The sequence below is a fragment of the Rosettibacter primus genome (genome assembly GCF_036860675.1).
Lineage (GTDB): Bacteria > Bacteroidota > Ignavibacteria > Ignavibacteriales > Melioribacteraceae > Rosettibacter > Rosettibacter primus.
This window is the reverse complement of record NZ_JAYKGK010000012.1, coordinates 46,876-64,477: the sequence shown is the minus strand read 5'-3', so window position 1 is coordinate 64,477 and position 17,602 is coordinate 46,876. Positions and strand designations below refer to the sequence as shown.

The window sequence follows — 17,602 nt, the reverse complement described above, 5'->3', positions numbered from 1 at the left end:
ATGAATAAAATGAAATACAATGATGACAAATATTTTTATCGAAGAAATTTCTTTGTAGGCTTAATTTTTAGTTTGATATTAGTAATACTTTTATTTGCTCTCTTCCCTTCAAGAAATAATTTGATTAAGAAAAACAACTTAGAATTTTCCGAACCAATAATCGAAATAGAAAGTATTCCACCGACTTATCAATCAACAATGTCGCTCTCAAAACCTATAAATGTTCCATCTATTTCAAGAATGATTTCAATTGAAGAACCAATGCAGTTGTCTGACATAGAAATTCAGGACAATAATACAGGCAAGAATGAGGAATTAATTATAGCAGATACAAAAAGCAACAGTAATGAAAATAATTATGAGAAAACTTTAATTAACATAACACCACATCAGATAATTGAAGTATTGCCTCTAAATGAAGAAAATATTAAAGGAACGGTTAAAATAAGATTATTAATTGATGAGAATGGTTTAGTTAAAAAATATGAAATATTGAAAAGCACTATTGATTCAAAAAAAATAATCACCAACATAATTGAAGCTTTATTAAAATCTAAATGGCAGCCAATTACAATTGAAGGTGAAAAAGTTGAAAGCTGGGTAGAAAAAACTTATATATTTAATTGATTGTGAATAATAAAATATTCTGAGGGCTTAAATGAAAAAGATATTATTTATTTTTTTTATTACTGTTGTATTGTTTGCACAAGAAAAAAAATTTCAAATTAATATTGGTTTCAACCGTTCATGGTTGATTTATGATGATGTCGAAATTCTAAATAGGTCAGATTTTATACCGAAGTTCAATTTATCACTGAATTATAATTTTTATCAGATTGGCAGTTTTAGAATAACCATCGGATTGAGGTACTATAATTTAGGAAAATCATTAACTATAAATGTGAATAGTATTGATAAAGAGAGTGTAAAGATAAATCACTATTTATTGTCTTTACCTTTACAACTAAAATACCGCATCGAAATATTAAAAATAAATTTATTACTAAATTCTGAAGGTTCTTATTTGTTCAAAAGTACTTTTAACTATGATAGAACATTTGATAATTATAATGAAAAAAGAGGTATTACAGGTGAAATGAACCGATTTTTATTTTCAGCTGGGGCAGGGTTAGAATATAATTTTATGGTCAATAAAGAATTGTTTGGATTGGGTTTTATATTAAATTATATGATTACAGAAATTCCTCAAAAGAAAACTTTTAGAAATCCTCTTGGTGAGGAATACAACTGGATAAGTTATAAAGCAAAGGAAATTTCATTTTTTATTTCATATAATTTTTGATGGTACTTAATTTAATACTGATTTTAATCATATCAGCTAATTGAAATTATATTTCAAATAATATGTTGATTTATCATAGAATGCAAAATCAGATTAATATTTTTTGACGACCAAAGAATTTTTATCAATAACTTTTTTTGTATAAACTTTTGATTTTATTATTTATTAAAAATTTGAGTTTGCTTTGTTCTTTAATAAATTTCAAAATTATATTGACCCCGACTCAAAATTAGCTTATTTTGTATGTGAATCCATGGAGCAAAAATGGATTTTTCTAAAATTATAAAATATATCGAGGCAAATCTTCATAACCTTTCTCATGCCTATTATGAACAAATAAAACAATCTGAATTTACCAAGTCTTATCAACAATTTGATGAATTAAAGGTTATTGAAAGAGCAGAGAAAGTTTTTCAAAATTTTATAGAGTGGCTTAAAACTGGGGCATCAAATGATAAAGCAGAAAAATATTTTGAGAATGTTGGAGCAGAAAGATTTCGAGAAGGTTTTCCTTTAACAGAAGTTAATTATGCACTCTATACAACAAAAAAAGTTTTTTGGAGTTTTATTGCATGGAAAGAAGAATTATTTGATGAAATGGATTTTGTTCAAATTATTGAATGCACAACTATATTAAATAATTATTTTGATTTGGGGAGTTTTTACATTATCAAAGGTTATGTGAACGAACTAATTAACAAAATTGATGAATATTCGAAAGAAGAAATAAAAAAATATTTAATAAAATAATGATGAAAATTTATTTTTGGTTTTTCTGCCTTTTATCCTCAAATTAATTAATAATAACACCAACCAATTAGGAGGCTGTTATGAATGTAAAAAAACTAATTATTGCTTTTATAGTGGTCTTTATAATTCTTGAATTTACTAATGCTCTTGTACACAATGTTATACTTTCATCTGTTTATGCAAAAGAAGAAATATCAAAAGTATTTCGCCCAATGGAAGAAATGCAGAGCAAAATGTGGGTTGGTCGGGTAGTTGATTTAATCTGGTCTTTCTTTTTTGTCTTCATTTTTATTAAAGGTTATGAAAATAAAGGTTGGCTCGAAGGTCTGCGTTATGGAATTTATATAGGATTGTTTATGAGTCTGCCTGCAGCATATTATCAATATATTGTTTATCCACTTCCATATTATCTTACTTTTCAATGGTTTGTTTATGGATTTATTCAGTATGTAATTCTTGGAATAATCACATCACTGATATATAAACAGAAAGAAAAACCTGTCGAAACAACTTCATAGTAATTTAAAGGGTGCTCGATGAAGCACCCTTTTCTATTTCATTTATTTATCATAATCTTGCATGTGAAAATTTATTTAATAATAATCTTATGAATAATGTTGCAGGGGTCATATTATCAGGTGGGTTGAGCCAGAGGATGGGCACAAATAAAGCTTTGCTTAAAATTGATGATAAAACTTTAATAGAAATTTTATATGAAAGAATTAGTTCAGCTTTTGATAAAATTGTGATTAGTACAAATACGCCGGAAGAATTTGACTTTCTAAACTTGAAAAAGATTAAAGATATATATCCGAATCTTGGCCCGCTTTCAGGTATTCATTCAACTCTTTCGGAACTTGATGTTGAAAAAATTTTTGTTCTTTCATGTGATACTCCTTTTGTAACAACAAATTTAATTAATCACCTTCTTGAAATTAAAACTGAAGAATTAATTGTTGTCCCAAAAGCTGAAGGAATTGTTCATCATTCAGTTGGAATTTATTCAAAAAAAATACTTCCAATTGCTGAACAAGTGTTAAGTGCTAATTTTATTGCAAAAAAAATTTATGAAGAAAAAAAATCTTTTATTTTCAGTATGAAAAATTTTATTGAAAGAGTTGGTGCCGAAATCGTAAATGTCGAAAATGAGAAATATTATTTCAGCGACTTGTTTTTTAATATGAATACACCTGAAGATTATGAATATGTTAAAGAAAAATTATTTTGAATTCCAGTGAAAATAACCAGAAAAAGATTTCTAAAATACTTATATAAAATTTTATTGCTGCCTTTATTTGTAATAGCATATTTCTCAAATGAGAAGGTAAGAAAATTATCCTCAGGTAGAAAAATATTTTTACCAAAAGATTTAAATGAAGGTATAAATTTTTTTAATGATATAATTGTTCATAAAAACAGAAATGATATTATTGTTTTATCGGCAAAGTGTACACATCTTGGCTGTAAGATTGATAAAGTCGAATTAAATCAGTTAATATGTAAATGCCACGGTTCAAAATATTCTTTTTATGGAAAAGTTTTAGAAGGACCTGCCAATAGCGATTTAAAAAAGTTAAATATTCAACTTGATAATTCCTCTCAACAATATTTCGTGTATGAATAAAGAAAAACAGTATATAAGAATATTTGGTGTAACATTTGGGCATATTGCATTTGCATCGTTTTTAATTAGTGTAGTATCCGGAATATTTTTAGCAATTCCGTATGATGTATCAAAACCTCTTGAGTCAATATCAAAATTGCTGCTGGTAAATGAAAATGCCAAACTGATTAGAAGCCTTCATTATTGGAGTGCTCAGTTTTTCTTAATTTTTACTGTTCTTCATTTTTGGGACCACCTGAGATTATCAACTGAAAAGAATGTTAAAGCTAATGTTTGGTTAAGATTAACTATTACAATTTTGATAACAATTTATATAATGCTAAGCGGTTTTATATTAAAAGGTGATTCTGAAAGTCAATTAGCACACAGCATATTTTCAAGTTTATTTAATAAAATTCCAATAATAGGTGATTCACTTGCATATTTTTTCCTTGGCACCGTAGAAAATCTTCAGTTAATTTATGTTCATCATATAGCAACTGCTACTGTATTTCTTCTTTTGTTTATTATTGAACATGCTAAAACCAATTTCCCTCAATCAAGAGCATTATCAATTTTAATTATTCCATTAATAATATTTTCTCTTTTACTGCCGCCATCACTTCATGATAAATCTAATCTAATTGTAAAAGGTCCCTGGTATTTAGTTGGTATACAGGAAATTTTTCATTGGCTAAGTTATCCATCAATATTTTTAATTTTTATTTTGATTCTGTTAGTAATTATTTACTTGCTTCCTTTTTTAAATAAAGAAAAATCAAGATTAGCAAAGACATTTTTATTCATATTGTTTCTTTTTTATTCTTTGTTAACAATAATTGGATTTTATTTCAGAGGTGAAAATTGGAAGTTCATGCTTCCCTGGGAAATTAATGTTTATGAAAATACTTTTAATGATACTATAAGTGACTTTAAAAATTTTTTCACAACAAGTAATGATGTAAAAATAAATCTAGTAATGGGAAGATATGAAGGCTGTTTGAGTTGTCATAACAATACAATCGGGTTATCAGTCTCACACAATCCGAATTCCATAGGTTGTGTTTCTTGCCACTCTGGAAATCCTTTCACTTTAAATAAAAATTCAGCTCACAGTAATATGATTTTAATACCAGGTAATTTATCTTCAGCAAAGAAGAGCTGCGGCTTGTCTGAATGTCATTCTGCAATAGTTGAAAGAGTTGAAAATTCATTAATGAATTCTATGAGTGGAATAGTAAATGTAAATAAATTTGTTTTTGATGAAAGTAATTCTCTTGACCAATTATATAGAATAGATGAAGTAGGAAATTCACCATCTGAAACTCATTTAAAAAATTTATGTGCTTCATGTCATCTTTCAAATGAAAAGAAAGAGTTAGGGCCAATTAATCAATCATCAAGAGGCGGTGGTTGTAATGCATGTCACTTAAATTATTCTGATGATGCTTTAGAATATTTACATAATTACAAGATTACAAAATTACAAGATGAGCAAAATAAAATTAAGCAAGTATTATTAAATAGCGACTTTGGGAATGTTGAATTTCATCCTGATATAAAATTGCCCAGTTCTAATGATTATTGTTTTGGTTGTCATTCTCGTTCGGGAAGAATTTCAACAAATTATGAAGGCTGGCATGAAACTCAATTAAGTAATTTGCCGGAAGATAAGAATTATCGAATGCTAAATGATGGAAGAATATTTATTAAAAAAGTTCCAGATATTCATTTTGAAAAGGGGATGTTGTGTATTGATTGTCATCTTTCTTATGAAATTATGGGAGATGGAAAATTATACAAACACAAAGAAGAGCAGGTGAGTATAAAGTGCAATGATTGTCATCTGGCAGGAGAACCAAATACAAAAACTTTTGACCAATTGGATTATGAATCAAAAAAAATTATAGAGTTGAGAAAGTATGATGTTCAGAATAAAAAATTTTTAATAACAAAAAAATCGAACTTGCCGATAATTAATTCTTACATTGAAGGCAATGAAGCCTATTTAATTAAAAAACAAAGTAATACCACAGTAAAAATAAAACCTCCACTTACTATTTGTATTAATGGAAAAGCTCACAAAGATTTAAGCTGTTCAGCTTGTCATACTGCATGGTCGCCGCAGTGTATTGGGTGTCATACTGAATTTAATAGAAATGGTGTTGGTTATGATTTATTGAATAATAAAGAAATGAAAGGCGAATGGATTGAACATGCAAAAGATTTTTTAGCAGAGTATCCTTCGCTTGGAGTAAAGGAAATAAAAAATCAAGATGGAAGCAAAGAAAGAATAATTGACAATTTTATACCAGGTATGATAATAACAATTGATAAAGATAAATTCAGCAGAAGTGATGAAATAATTTTCAAGAGATTTTATGCACCATCTTTTTCACATACTATTAGAAAAGAATCACGCTCGTGCGAATCGTGTCATAATAATCCTGTTGCATTAGGTTATGGCAGAGGAAAATTAGAATACAAGATTGAAGGTAAGAAAGGTAGATGGATTTTCACTCCACACTATGCATTATCAAAATATGATGGATTGCCACTGGATGCATGGATTGGATTTTTGGGAGAAAGAAGTAAGAATTCAACTACCAGAAAAAACAGCAGACCATTTACAATAGAAGAGCAAAAAAGAATTTTAACAATTGGTGCCTGTTTAACCTGCCATCTATCCAATTCCCAATTAATGAAAGATGCTCTTTCGGATTATGATAAAGTAAAAAGAAATATAACTAAGAAATGCATTTTGCCTGATTGGTAAAATATACGATGCTATCGTATGAAATCTTGCTTTTTTATACGATGCTGTCGTATATTTGGATTGTCATGGAAGAGATATATTACAGATATAACCCCTGGTGGGAAGGAGAATACAATATAAGTGGTATTTATCCTCGCCAATATATAATGGACCAGCTAAGTTTACAGTTAAAAACAAAAGATATTGTCTTCTTAACTGGTTTAAGAAGGATTGGCAAAACTACTTTAATGAAATTAATGATTAACAGTTTATTGGAAAAAGAAAACATTAATCCTCGAAAAATTTTTTATATAAGTGCTGATGATTATTTGTTGTCAAAAAAATCAATTATTGAAATAATTGATGATTATAGAAAGATTCATAGAATAAGATTTACAGAGAAAGTTTTTCTTTTTATAGATGAAGTTGCTTATAAAGAAGCATTCGAACAGCAGTTAAAAAATCTTTATGATAATCAGAATGTTAAAATATTTGCATCATCATCACAGTCATCAATTCTAAAAAGTAAAAAAAGTTTTATCACTGGAAGAACTAAGATTATTGAAATACTGCCTCTTGATTTTGAAGAATATTTGCTTTTTAAGAATATTAAAATTGATAAAAGAGATGCTCATTTATACGATAGATATTTTGAAGATTTTCTTTCTACAGGCGGTATACCAGAATATGTTCTTCGAGGAGGCATTGATTATTTAAAGGAACTTGTTGATGACATAATTCTTAAGGATATTGCTGCACAGTATAATATTAAAGATTCATATTTACTTAAAGATTTCTTTCTTCTGCTTATGGAAAGATGTGGAAAAGTATTTAGTATTAATAAGCTAGCAAATATATTAAAGATATCTCCTGATACAGTTAAAAGATTCTTGGATTATTTTCAATATACTTATTTAATATATCTTTTACCAAGATATGGAACTACGAATGAAAGAATATTATCAGCGAAAAAAATTTATGCTTCTGACCTCGGTATAAGAAATGTATTTACAGGATTTCGTGATAAAGGAAGTTTATTTGAAAATTATATCTTCTTGAAAATTATGCATAAAAATCCTTCTTATGTTTATAAAGATAAAATAGAAATAGATTTTCTAACAGAAGATAAAATTCTTATAGAAGCGAAATATGGAGCCGAATTGAAAGGTAAACAGTTAGAGTTATTTAACAGTTTTAAAGCTAAGAAAAAATATCTTGTTTCAAATTTCTTTAGCTTGCAAAAGATGATGAACGATATATCAAAATAAATTTAAACTCCGATTAAGTAACTGAAATCTCTATTTAGACATTCACTCCGCTTATTCCCAATCTTACAAAACAATTCTTCTCTTTTCTAATATTTGAAAATATTTATTCTTCAAAAACTGCATTAATAAATAAAATTAATAATTATATCTGGCAAATAAGTTGATATTTATAAATATCAACTTTATTAAGATGAATAAATGATAAATAAAATAGAAAACGACGAACCAATATTTCCAATAAGCACTGCAGCAAAATTGCTTAATATTTCTGTTCATACTTTACGAATGTATGAAAGAGAAGGATTAATAATTCCTTACAAAAAAGAATCTAATCAAAGACTTTATTCAAAATCCGATATTGAAAGGATTGAATGCATTCGCAAAGCTATAAACGAAGCCAAAATAAGTATTAATGGAATTAAAACTTTGTATTCACTTATTCCTTGCTGGAAGATTGTTAAGTGCTCTTTAAAAGATAGAAAAAATTGTAAAGCTTATAGTGGTCATAGCGAACCATGCTGGAATTATGAGCATCCAAAAACTATATGTGAAAAAAAAGATTGCCGTAGCTGTGATGTTTATAAAAAATATAATCAATGCAGTGAAATAAAAGAATTAATAAAATCTATTACGAGGTAGGAATGAATGCAATATCAAGAAGGAAATTCTTGAAGTTAACTGGATTCACAATTGGAGCTGCTGCAGTATCATCAGCTTTAAATCCAGTTATTAAAGGTGCGAAAAAAATTAATGATAAAAAGGTTAAAGGAATTCAGAAAATTCCAACTTATTGTGATATCTGTTTCTGGAAATGCGGTGCAATTGCTTATGTGAAAGATGGCAGGTTATGGAAAATAGAAGGACATCCCAATGACCCATTAAGCAAAGGAAGATTATGTCCTCGTGGAACAGGTGGAATTGGTGCACATTATGACCCTGATAGATTACGTTCTCCATTAATACGAACTCGACAACGTGGTCAAGAAAGCTGGAAAGAAGTGACATGGGACGAAGCACTCGATTACATTGCTAAAAAGATGTTATTAATTAAAGAAAAATATGGGCCAGAATCTGTTGCTTCGTTTTCTCATGGTATCGGTGGTAATTTTCTTAAACACATGTTAAGAGCATATGGCGCAGTAAATTTTGCAGCTCCATCTTTTGCTCAATGTCGCGGCCCACGCGATGTTGGATTTGAATTGACTTTTGGTGATTCTATTGGTTCACCGGAAAGGACTGATATTGAAAATACAAAATGTCTTGTGTTGATTGGTTCTCATCTTGGCGAAAATATGCATAATACTCAAGTTCAAGAATTTGCTACTGCAGTTCAGAACGATGCAACAATTATTGTTGTTGACCCACGTTTTTCAGTTGCTGCTTCAAAAGCAAAATATTATTTGCCAATTAAACCAGGAACTGATATTGCTCTTTTGCTTGCATGGATGAATGTAATTGTTTCTGAAAATCTTTATGATAAAGATTATGTTCAAAAATATGGGTTTGGTTTCGAACAATTTGCTGCTGAAATTTCTCAATACACACCTGAATGGGCTTATCCAGAGACAGGCATTGAACCAGAATTAATTCGTAAGACCGCAAGAACGATGGCAATGTATAAACCAGCAACTTTAGTTCATCCTGGAAGACATGCAACTTGGTATGGTGATGATACTCAAAGAAGTCGTGCTATTGCTTTATTAAATGCTCTTTTAGGAAACTGGGGTCGTAAAGGTGGATTTTTCTTTCCTGTTAATTATTCATTACCGCCTTATCCATATCCACCGTATCCAAATCCATCAAAAGAAAAATTAGATAATCCAGAGAATAAATATCCTTTTGCTTCAGAAGAAATTACAACTGGAATTCGAGAAGCAACTATTACTGAAAAGCCTTACCCGATAAAAGGTTGGTTTGTTTATGCAACTAACCTAATTCATGCTTTGCCTAATGAAGAAGAAACAATTAAAGCAATCCAGAATTTAGATTTACTTGTTGTAATTGATGTAATCCCAAGTGAAATTGCAGGCTGGGCAGATGTTGTTTTGCCAGAATCTGTTTATCTTGAACGTTATGATGACCTGCACATGTCAGCTTTCAAGGTCCCTTTTGTTGGAATTCGTCAACCTGTTGTTGAACCTCCTGCAAATCAAAAACCAAATTGGTGGATTGCAAAAAAATTAGCTGACAAACTTGGACTTGGTCATTACTTCCCATGGAATCATATTGAAGAATATCTTGATTATAGATTAAAAGCAGGTGGACTAAGTTTGGAGCAGTTGAAGAAAGAAGGAATTATTCGCGGTCCTAAAAATCCAATATACATAGAAGATGGGATTGAACCCGAATTTGCAACTCCTTCAGGTAAAATTGAATTTTATTCACTTCAACTTTTGCATGCAGGTTTTGATCCCGTTCCAAAGTACAAAAGACCAGAAGAACCACCCGCTGGATATTATCGATTATTATTTGGCAGAGCTCCCGTTCATTCATTTTCTCGTACACAGTCAAATCCAATCTTAATGGATATGATGGAAGAAAATGAAGTGTGGATTAATTCCGATGTAACTCAAAAGTGGGGATTAAAATCCGGCCAATATATTCGATTGAAAAATCAAGATGGAATTCTCAGCAACAAAGTAAAAGTAAAAGCAACAGAAAGAATTAGACCTGATTGTGTTTACATGGTTCATGGATTTGGTCATAATTCAAAATTGTTAAAACGTGCTTTCCAGAAAGGTGCAAGTGATTCTCAATTAATTACAAAATATGTAATTGATCCAATTATGGGAGGAACGGGCATGAATGTAAATTTTGTAACTTTTGAGACGGAGGTGTAATATGGCAAGATATGGAATGGTTATAGATACTAAAAAATGTGTTGGATGTATGGATTGTGTAGTTGCCTGCAAAACTGAAAATAATGTTCCTGAAGGATATAATAGAGACTGGATTGTTCAGGTAACAGAAGGGAAATTTCCCGATGTTCATGTAGAGATTCAATCTCAACGCTGCAATCATTGTGACAATACTCCATGTGTTTCGTGCTGTCCAACAGGTGCAAGTCATGTTCATGAAGTTGGAAAAGTAGTTTTGGTAAATCATGAAATGTGTATTGGATGTAAAGCTTGCTTGGCAGCTTGTCCATACGACGCAAGATTTGTCCATCCTGATGGATATGCAGATAAATGTACTTTCTGCATCCATCGAGTAGAAAAAGGTGAACTGCCTGCATGTGTTTCTGTGTGTCCAACTCATTGTATGTATTTTGGCGACCTTGATGACCCAAATAGCGAGGTAAGCAAATTACTAGCTTCAAGAAAATATCATACACTTTTGCCCGAAGCGGGTACATCACCAAGAATTTTTTATTTGATATGATTAATCATGAGTTAGATCATAATCATTTTATGAAATATTAAAGTAAATATTGAATAGTATGAATTCTCAATCAATATGTTAATATTAAATTTTATCTGTTCTTTATTTATTGGCTCGTAAAAATTAAAGGCAAAAAAGGATGTTAAAGTCATTCTGATCGAAGCGAAAAGAAGAATTACACTATCGGCGAGATTCCTCAGAATGACATAAATAAAAGAATCATATACTCATACTTACTCATCACAGACGGAGAAGAATCTTTGAAAGATAAATTGTGTATAGAAGAATCTATGATTACTTCAGATTTTATTAAGATGATAAAATTTGTATTACTTATTTCAATAATGTTCTAAAAATTTTAAAGAGGTGAAAATGCAAGACATAACAACAACGCGGCACAATCCACAAATTGACCCCTTTGTTCATGTTTGGGGTTGGGAAATTCCTGTTTATCTTTTCCTTGGTGGGTTGGTTGCCGGGATGATGATTATTTCCGGATATTTTTTATTCAGCAAAAGATTTAAAGAAACAAGTTGTGCCTGTTATACTTTACCTTTGATAAGTTTAATTTTACTTAGCTTCGGTATGTTCGCTTTATTTTTAGATTTAGAACATAAACTATATGTTTGGCGACTTTATACTACTTTTAGAATTTCTTCCCCAATGTCATGGGGTGCATGGATTTTAATTTTAGTGTATCCAGCAATTATTGCTAATCTTTTAATTGGACCACCTGAATTTTTAGTTAAAAAATTTTCTCAGTTAAACAAAATAACTACTTTTATCAATGAAAGACAAAAATTGATTCAAAATATTGGTGTTGTAAATATGCTGCTTGGCGGTATGCTTGGAATTTATACCGGTGTTCTTTTAAGTACAATGGGTTCACGCCCTTTGTGGAACAGCTCAATTTTATCAATTTTATTTTTGGTTTCTGGATTATCAACTGCTGCTGCATTTGTTCATATGATTGCAAAAAATGTTTATGAAAGAGAATTATTAGCAAAAGCGGATAATGGATTTTTAGTAATCGAACTTTTTGTAATTATGCTATTATTAATTGGTTTATCTACTTCGTCAGCTGTTCATATTTCTGCTGCAAAACTTTTGATAAGCGGTGAGTATGCACCTCAGTTCTGGACTTTTGTAATAGGAATGGGAATAGTTATTCCTTTAATTATTCAGTTGCTCGCAGTCAATCATAAAATTAAACACACACCAATTGCACCTATAATGGTTATTCTTGGTGGGTTGATTCTAAGATTTATAATTGTTTATGCAGGTCAATATAGTCATTATTTAAATGCTCATTTTAAATAGATGGTAATTAATCTCTGGAGAAACAAAATGACAACATTAACTGGAATTTTTTCAAAAAAAGAAAAAGCAATTGAAGAAAAAGTATTTGAACCAAAACCTTATTCAAATCCATATCTTGTAGGTTTTGGATTAGGACTTGTTCTTTTAGCAGCATTTGCAATTATGGGACGAGGTTTAGGAGCTTCTGGTGCAGCTTCAACCGTTGTGGCTGTTACAGTTTCAAAAATTGCACCTGAACACGCATCAAAAAATAATTTTTATAAAGAATATTTGACTGATGGCACCACCAATCCATTGAAAGATTGGCTAATATTTGAAGTTATTGGAGTAGCTATTGGTGGATTTTTATCTGGAACATTAGCTCACAGAGTTAAACGGACTATTGAAAAAGGTCCTAATGTTTCTAATAGGCTTAGATTAATTTATGCTTTTGTTGGAGGAGCAATTATGGGATTTGGTGCTAAACTTGCAAGAGGATGTACAAGTGGGCAAGCTTTAACAGGAGGAGCTTTGCTAAATCTTGGGAGCTGGGCTTTCATGTTTGCTGTTTTTGCTGGTGGTTATTTAGCTGCATACTTTTTAAGGAGGCAATGGTTATGATGCCGTATTATAAATTCGACTACTTCAGCTTCGACTTTAGTCTAGTCATTGCATTCATTATTGGAATCGGATTCGGTTTTTCATTAGAAAGAGGCGGATTCGGAAACGCAAGAATTCTTGCAGCTCAATTTTATTTCTACAATATGCGAGTTCTTAAAGTTATGTTTACTGCAATTATTACTGCTATGCTTGGACTTTTTTATTTAACATGGATTGGATGGCTCGATTTGTCTTTGGTTTATTTGACTGATACTTATGTACTTCCACAAATTATTGGTGGCTTACTTCTTGGAATTGGTTTTGTTATTGGCGGTTACTGTCCAGGAACCTCGGTTGTTTCTGCAGCAACTGGTAGATATGACGGCATGGTCTATTTACTTGGAATGTTCTTTGGAATTTTTGTTTTTGGTGAAGTATTTCCGTTAATAGAAGAATTTTATAATTCAACTCCAATGGGAAAAATAACATTACAAGAGTTTTTAGGTTTATCCCATGGCATGATTGTTTTCTTAGTTGTGATAATGGCACTTGGTGCTTTTGCAGCAGCAGAATGGAGTGAAAAAGTAATGACTAAAAAATTAGGGAGAGAAAAAGAATGAACTGCCCTGTCATTAAATTGAATACAAATAAAAAATTAGCTCTACTCGCAGCAATTTTAGGAATTTTGGCTTTCATTATTGGCAATCCGAATAATAAAAATAAAATTACAGTTAATGCAAAAGAGTTAGCATTATCAACAATTAAAAATGAAGATAAAATTTCTGTAATAGAATTGGCTGATTGGATAATAAAAGGAAAAGAGGATTTTGTTCTTGTGGATTTAAGAGATGAAAAATCGTATAACGAGTATACCATACCTAATTCAGTTAATATCGAAATTGAAAATCTTCTTGATTCAGATTTAATGAGAAATGAAAAAATTATTTTATATGGAGATGATGATATTACTTCTGCACAGGCATGGTTCATATTAAAGAGCGCAAATTATAAATCAGTTTACATACTTAAAGGGGGAATGAATGCGTGGAAGAATGAAATTCTTTATCCGAAAATTGCTGATAATGCTACACCTGAAGAAAAATCTGAATTTGAAAAAGTAAAGCAAATAAGTTTTTACTTTGGTGGAATGCCTCAAATTATTTCGGGGACTACTGCTTCAAGTATCATACAAAATGTTCAAGCTCCATCAATTCCTAAGATATCAGCTCCACCTGCAGGAAATTTGAAATCTGCTACAAAGAAAAAACGTGAAGGTTGTTAGTATTTATCTTTTGTTGACCTTCTTTTAAGAAGAGAAGGGGGAATAAAATTGATAAAAACTCCCTCTCTTTTTAAGAGAGGGAGTTAGGGAGAGTTCTTTATAATGATTAATTGTGATAAAGTCAAAATTGAAGAATCTCTTTGAAATGAAAAATAATTTTAGATTCTTTGTTGTCCTCCTTTCGGCGGAACTCCTCAGAATGACAATGAATGAAAATAAAATATAGTAATTTTTACCAGCGGCTCAAATTTATTTTAACTGATTGAATTTATTATGCTACTAAAAACTGTCTCTACATCAATCCCATTTTTTCCTTCAAAAGTACAGATTTTGGGATTTCCTGGACAAATCTCATTGCAATATTCTTTTTCAGGCATTATGATTTTACTTTGATTGCCCAGTGGACCCCAAAGTTTTGGCGAACAAGCAGTTAATGGACAAAACAATGAAATAGTTTTCACTTTCAATGCTGCACAAATATGCATTGGACCAGTGCTTGCCGATAAAAGTAAATCTAATGTGGAAAAATTAATTATTGATTCTCTTAATGATTTATCAATATTTGGATAAATTACATCATCGATATTTAATAATTCTGAAGGTGGATTATTGTCTGTTATTGCAACTCGAACATTATTTCTTTCAATTAATTTCATTACTAATTCTTTGTAACTTCCAGCTGTCCAGTTTGGAGCAGAATTTCCGCTTGTTGAATGAATTCCTATTAAAAATTTTTTACCGTCAAGAAAATTTTTTCTTAAATAAACTGCTTTTTCTTTTTCTTCATTTGTTAAAAAAATTTCTGGTACAAGATTGTTTGTAGTAACACCAATTTTTCTTGCTAAGTCCATACAATAATCAGCTTCGTGCCTGAGAGGATTATATTTATTTCTGTTAACATAATGAGTAAATGTTAAAAATTGATAAAGCTTATGTCCCACTCCTACTCGATAGGGAATGCCAGCAAAAAACAAAATGTAATTTATTCTTTCATTTGGAAGAAGCATTAGAGCATGTGTGAATTTGTAGCTTTTTATTTCATTTACTTTTCTCCAGAAACCTTCGATAGAACCATCATCTCTATTATCAATTAAAATTATTTTATCGATGTAAGGATTATTAAGATAAATATCGCTTGTGTATTTTTTTAGCATAATGGCAACAAAACTATCAGGAAAAGTTCTTTTTATTTCTCGAGGAATTGGTGTAGATAAAACTACATCTCCAATTCTATCAGGCCTTACTATCAAAATTCTTTTTTGTTTTGTTTTCATTAATTGAGCAGTTTGTTTTTTACGCGTTTATATTCTTCCTGCCAGTTTAATGCCTTTGCAGCAGTTTTGCAATTATTTTTATATTCATTGAGTAATTCTAAATTGTTTTGCCATCTTTTTATAACTGGGACAATTGTTTTGCCTTTCTCTATATCGATTACTTCCCCAACTTTATATTGCTCAACAATTTTTTTCATTTGTGGCAAGTTACTTACTATAACAGGTAATCCTGCCATTATGTATTCAAAAAGTTTATTTGGCAAAGCATGATAATAACTGATGCTTATATTTTCAATCAAAGCTAATCCTATATCAGCTCCTGCTGTGTAATTAATTAATTCTGATTGTTCATAAACTCCAGCAAATATTACTCTATCACTTACATTTAATTCATTAGCAAGCTTTTGAAAATTATTTTTTTGTTCACCTTCTCCGAGTATTATAAAATAAGTATCTGTTAATTCTCGAAGTGATTTTATAATTAATGGAATTCCACGTCCTTCAATTAATACACCTTGATAAAGAAGTATTAAAGAATTTTTCGGGATATTATATTTATTTCTAAAATCAATTATTTGTGTCGGCTCTTGATATAAAGGAATATTTCTTATGACTAGTGTGTTTTTAATTTTATAATAATTCTCAAGAAATTTAGAATCCATTTCGCCAGTAGTTAAAATTAGGTCAACCTTTTTAATAAAGAATTTTTCAATTAGTCTGATAATTGATTGCAGAATCGGTCGATTTCTTAATCCACCAATAAACGCATAGAGTTCGCGGCTGTTGTAGTAAATCTTTGCTTTCTTAAATTTTCCAATTGTAGTAACAAATGGTAATGTATAAAAATCTTCTGCAAAAAAAATATCTGCTTTGTTTTTTATAAGTTCGATTGATAAAATAAAAGCGAAGTGCAGATAAAAGAAAAGGGAAAATTTCCCTTTGTGCAATCTAAAAACTTTTATATCATCCTTAAAAATATTTTCTTTTTTGATAAACCAATCGAAAGAAATAACAGATACTTTGCAGCCATCTTCTTTTAGTGAATTGGTAAGATTTATTATTCTTGAATCATTAAAAGCATTTCCCAGGAAAGCTATGCAAATTCTTTTTGTATACATTGAAGGAATTACAATTTAATATAAAGAGTATTTCTCATTATTGTTTTTGCATCAAATTTTTCTTTGAACTCGATTAAGCTCATACTTGGAGTCATAGGATTTTCAGCTTTTGTATCCTGCGATACTCCAATATCAACATAACGAAATCCTCTCTCTGTAGAATCTTTTACAACTTCATACATTACACGTTGAATAGGTTTATACTCGGCATATTCATAAAGCAGCATGTTATAAAAACAAAGCGCAACATATTGATTTGGATAAAACATTAATGAACCTGCAATAGGAGTATCTTTGTAATAAACCATAAATAATTTCAATCTATCAGGAAGCAATTCTTTCAGTCTCAGCAAATCTTCATAAGTGTGCGTTGGTTTTACATTATGACGTGCTTTATTTTTTAAGAGAATTGGGTAGAATTCGTCATATCTTTCATTCACTTCAACTCGAAGTTGAAAATCTCTGAATGTTTTACGAATATTTCTTCTGATAGTAGGAGAAAATCTTTCAAGAATATCTCTGTCTTTATCAAGTTTAATTGCACTCGAGATGTAATGTAATTTATATTGAAAACCTTGCCATAGCATTGCAAAATCAAGACTTTGATTTGGATATCTTTCATAAATTAATGGGGCAGCAGTAAGCATAAACTCTTTAATGCCATTTTTTCTTCCATAATCAAGAAGAGTTGATACAATTTCCATTGCCTTTGCAAACGTGATATCTTTAGTTACTATTGAACCGTAACTTGCACCAATCGGGGATTCAAACATTCCATTGTTGATTGAACCTGGTAAGACTGCAACAATATTTCCTTTCTCGAGAAAAATTAGATGGTCAAATTTAAATTTGCCTGGAGTATGATAATCGAGAAATTTTTGAAGATGGAACATTGTTCCGTTGTTTGATTCGAGAACAAATTGGTCCCACTTTTCTTTCCACTCCTCAGTATATCTGATAATTTCCATT

18 protein-coding genes are annotated in these 17,602 nt (G+C 30.1%); 15 read left to right on the top strand and 3 right to left on the bottom strand.

The features are described from left to right. The 15 genes from VJY32_RS12885 (at position 1) to VJY32_RS12815 (ending at position 14,241) form a co-directional block, all read left to right on the top strand. Positions 1 to 627 carry an energy transducer TonB gene (locus tag VJY32_RS12885; RefSeq protein WP_353678334.1) on the top strand — a complete coding sequence of 209 codons (627 nt, stop codon included), beginning with the start codon at positions 1 to 3 and terminating at the stop codon, positions 625 to 627. A gap of 31 nt (positions 628 to 658) precedes the next feature. Next, entirely contained in the window at positions 659 to 1,303 is a 645-nt protein-coding gene (locus VJY32_RS12880) for a porin family protein (protein ID WP_353678333.1), read from the top strand. A gap of 264 nt (positions 1,304 to 1,567) precedes the next feature. Further along, entirely contained in the window at positions 1,568 to 2,053 is a 486-nt protein-coding gene (locus tag VJY32_RS12875; protein WP_353678332.1) for an RsbRD N-terminal domain-containing protein, read from the top strand. A gap of 80 nt (positions 2,054 to 2,133) precedes the next feature. Further along, positions 2,134 to 2,571, top strand: coding sequence for a hypothetical protein (locus VJY32_RS12870; RefSeq protein WP_353678331.1), 438 nt, complete (start codon positions 2,134 to 2,136; stop codon positions 2,569 to 2,571). Between the two features lie 11 nt (positions 2,572 to 2,582). Continuing rightward, positions 2,583 to 3,281 carry a molybdenum cofactor guanylyltransferase gene (gene mobA, locus VJY32_RS12865; protein WP_353678330.1) on the top strand — a complete coding sequence of 233 codons (699 nt, stop codon included), beginning with the start codon at positions 2,583 to 2,585 and terminating at the stop codon, positions 3,279 to 3,281. Between the two features lie 6 nt (positions 3,282 to 3,287). Continuing rightward, complete coding sequence (locus tag VJY32_RS12860; protein WP_353678329.1) at positions 3,288 to 3,677, top strand: QcrA and Rieske domain-containing protein; 390 nt, start codon at positions 3,288 to 3,290, stop codon at positions 3,675 to 3,677. Next, a complete protein-coding gene (locus VJY32_RS12855; RefSeq protein WP_353678328.1) occupies positions 3,670 to 6,432 on the top strand; it encodes a multiheme c-type cytochrome in 2,763 nt (920 codons plus the stop codon). Before VJY32_RS12860 ends, VJY32_RS12855 begins: the two co-directional genes overlap by 8 nt. 65 nt (positions 6,433 to 6,497) lie before the next feature. Further along, entirely contained in the window at positions 6,498 to 7,679 is a 1,182-nt protein-coding gene (locus VJY32_RS12850) for an ATP-binding protein (protein ID WP_353678327.1), read from the top strand. A gap of 198 nt (positions 7,680 to 7,877) precedes the next feature. Beyond that, on the top strand, positions 7,878 to 8,318 hold the full coding sequence (locus VJY32_RS12845; RefSeq protein WP_353678326.1) for a MerR family transcriptional regulator: 441 nt from the start codon (positions 7,878 to 7,880) through the stop codon (positions 8,316 to 8,318). A gap of 2 nt (positions 8,319 to 8,320) precedes the next feature. Beyond that, entirely contained in the window at positions 8,321 to 10,519 is a 2,199-nt protein-coding gene (locus VJY32_RS12840; RefSeq protein ID WP_353678325.1) for a molybdopterin-containing oxidoreductase family protein, read from the top strand. A 1-nt stretch (position 10,520) separates the two neighbouring features. Next, complete coding sequence (locus VJY32_RS12835; RefSeq protein WP_353678324.1) at positions 10,521 to 11,060, top strand: 4Fe-4S dicluster domain-containing protein; 540 nt, start codon at positions 10,521 to 10,523, stop codon at positions 11,058 to 11,060. 372 nt (positions 11,061 to 11,432) lie between these two features. Next, positions 11,433 to 12,380 (top strand): NrfD/PsrC family molybdoenzyme membrane anchor subunit, encoded by a 948-nt coding sequence (nrfD, locus tag VJY32_RS12830; protein WP_353678323.1) that lies wholly within the window; start codon positions 11,433 to 11,435, stop codon positions 12,378 to 12,380. 27 nt (positions 12,381 to 12,407) lie between these two features. Further along, positions 12,408 to 12,980 carry a YeeE/YedE thiosulfate transporter family protein gene (locus VJY32_RS12825; RefSeq protein WP_353678322.1) on the top strand — a complete coding sequence of 191 codons (573 nt, stop codon included), beginning with the start codon at positions 12,408 to 12,410 and terminating at the stop codon, positions 12,978 to 12,980. Further along, positions 12,977 to 13,579 (top strand): YeeE/YedE thiosulfate transporter family protein, encoded by a 603-nt coding sequence (locus VJY32_RS12820; protein WP_353678321.1) that lies wholly within the window; start codon positions 12,977 to 12,979, stop codon positions 13,577 to 13,579. Before VJY32_RS12825 ends, VJY32_RS12820 begins: the two co-directional genes overlap by 4 nt. Then, positions 13,576 to 14,241 (top strand): rhodanese-like domain-containing protein, encoded by a 666-nt coding sequence (locus VJY32_RS12815; protein WP_353678320.1) that lies wholly within the window; start codon positions 13,576 to 13,578, stop codon positions 14,239 to 14,241. Before VJY32_RS12820 ends, VJY32_RS12815 begins: the two co-directional genes overlap by 4 nt. Before the next feature lie 254 nt (positions 14,242 to 14,495). On the opposite strand, the gene VJY32_RS12810 is transcribed toward VJY32_RS12815, so the two are convergent. From VJY32_RS12810 to VJY32_RS12800, 3 genes are read right to left on the bottom strand one after another with little or no spacing between them, the layout of a single operon-like run. Continuing rightward, positions 14,496 to 15,515, bottom strand: a complete 1,020-nt coding sequence (locus tag VJY32_RS12810) for a glycosyltransferase family 9 protein (RefSeq protein WP_353678319.1) — start codon at positions 15,513 to 15,515, stop codon at positions 14,496 to 14,498. Further along, complete coding sequence (locus VJY32_RS12805) at positions 15,515 to 16,633, bottom strand: glycosyltransferase family 4 protein (RefSeq protein WP_353678318.1); 1,119 nt, start codon at positions 16,631 to 16,633, stop codon at positions 15,515 to 15,517. Before VJY32_RS12805 ends, VJY32_RS12810 begins: the two co-directional genes overlap by 1 nt. Positions 16,634 to 16,641: 8 nt before the next feature. Further along, positions 16,642 to 17,601 carry a GNAT family N-acetyltransferase gene (locus tag VJY32_RS12800; RefSeq protein ID WP_353678317.1) on the bottom strand — a complete coding sequence of 320 codons (960 nt, stop codon included), beginning with the start codon at positions 17,599 to 17,601 and terminating at the stop codon, positions 16,642 to 16,644. Position 17,602 lies beyond the last annotated feature (1 nt).

Coding starts and splice junctions, on each gene's coding strand:
- VJY32_RS12885 (WP_353678334.1), top strand. CDS start 1: ATGAATAAAATGAAATACAATGATGACAAATATTTTTATCGAAGAAAT.
- VJY32_RS12880 (WP_353678333.1), top strand. CDS start 659: ATGAAAAAGATATTATTTATTTTTTTTATTACTGTTGTATTGTTTGCA.
- VJY32_RS12875 (WP_353678332.1), top strand. CDS start 1,568: ATGGATTTTTCTAAAATTATAAAATATATCGAGGCAAATCTTCATAAC.
- VJY32_RS12870 (WP_353678331.1), top strand. CDS start 2,134: ATGAATGTAAAAAAACTAATTATTGCTTTTATAGTGGTCTTTATAATT.
- VJY32_RS12855 (WP_353678328.1), top strand. CDS start 3,670: ATGAATAAAGAAAAACAGTATATAAGAATATTTGGTGTAACATTTGGG.
- VJY32_RS12850 (WP_353678327.1), top strand. CDS start 6,498: ATGGAAGAGATATATTACAGATATAACCCCTGGTGGGAAGGAGAATAC.
- VJY32_RS12845 (WP_353678326.1), top strand. CDS start 7,878: ATGATAAATAAAATAGAAAACGACGAACCAATATTTCCAATAAGCACT.
- VJY32_RS12840 (WP_353678325.1), top strand. CDS start 8,321: ATGAATGCAATATCAAGAAGGAAATTCTTGAAGTTAACTGGATTCACA.
- VJY32_RS12835 (WP_353678324.1), top strand. CDS start 10,521: ATGGCAAGATATGGAATGGTTATAGATACTAAAAAATGTGTTGGATGT.
- nrfD (WP_353678323.1), top strand. CDS start 11,433: ATGCAAGACATAACAACAACGCGGCACAATCCACAAATTGACCCCTTT.
- VJY32_RS12825 (WP_353678322.1), top strand. CDS start 12,408: ATGACAACATTAACTGGAATTTTTTCAAAAAAAGAAAAAGCAATTGAA.
- VJY32_RS12820 (WP_353678321.1), top strand. CDS start 12,977: ATGATGCCGTATTATAAATTCGACTACTTCAGCTTCGACTTTAGTCTA.
- VJY32_RS12815 (WP_353678320.1), top strand. CDS start 13,576: ATGAACTGCCCTGTCATTAAATTGAATACAAATAAAAAATTAGCTCTA.
- VJY32_RS12810 (WP_353678319.1), bottom strand. CDS start 15,515: ATGAAAACAAAACAAAAAAGAATTTTGATAGTAAGGCCTGATAGAATT.
- VJY32_RS12805 (WP_353678318.1), bottom strand. CDS start 16,633: ATGTATACAAAAAGAATTTGCATAGCTTTCCTGGGAAATGCTTTTAAT.
- VJY32_RS12800 (WP_353678317.1), bottom strand. CDS start 17,601: ATGGAAATTATCAGATATACTGAGGAGTGGAAAGAAAAGTGGGACCAA.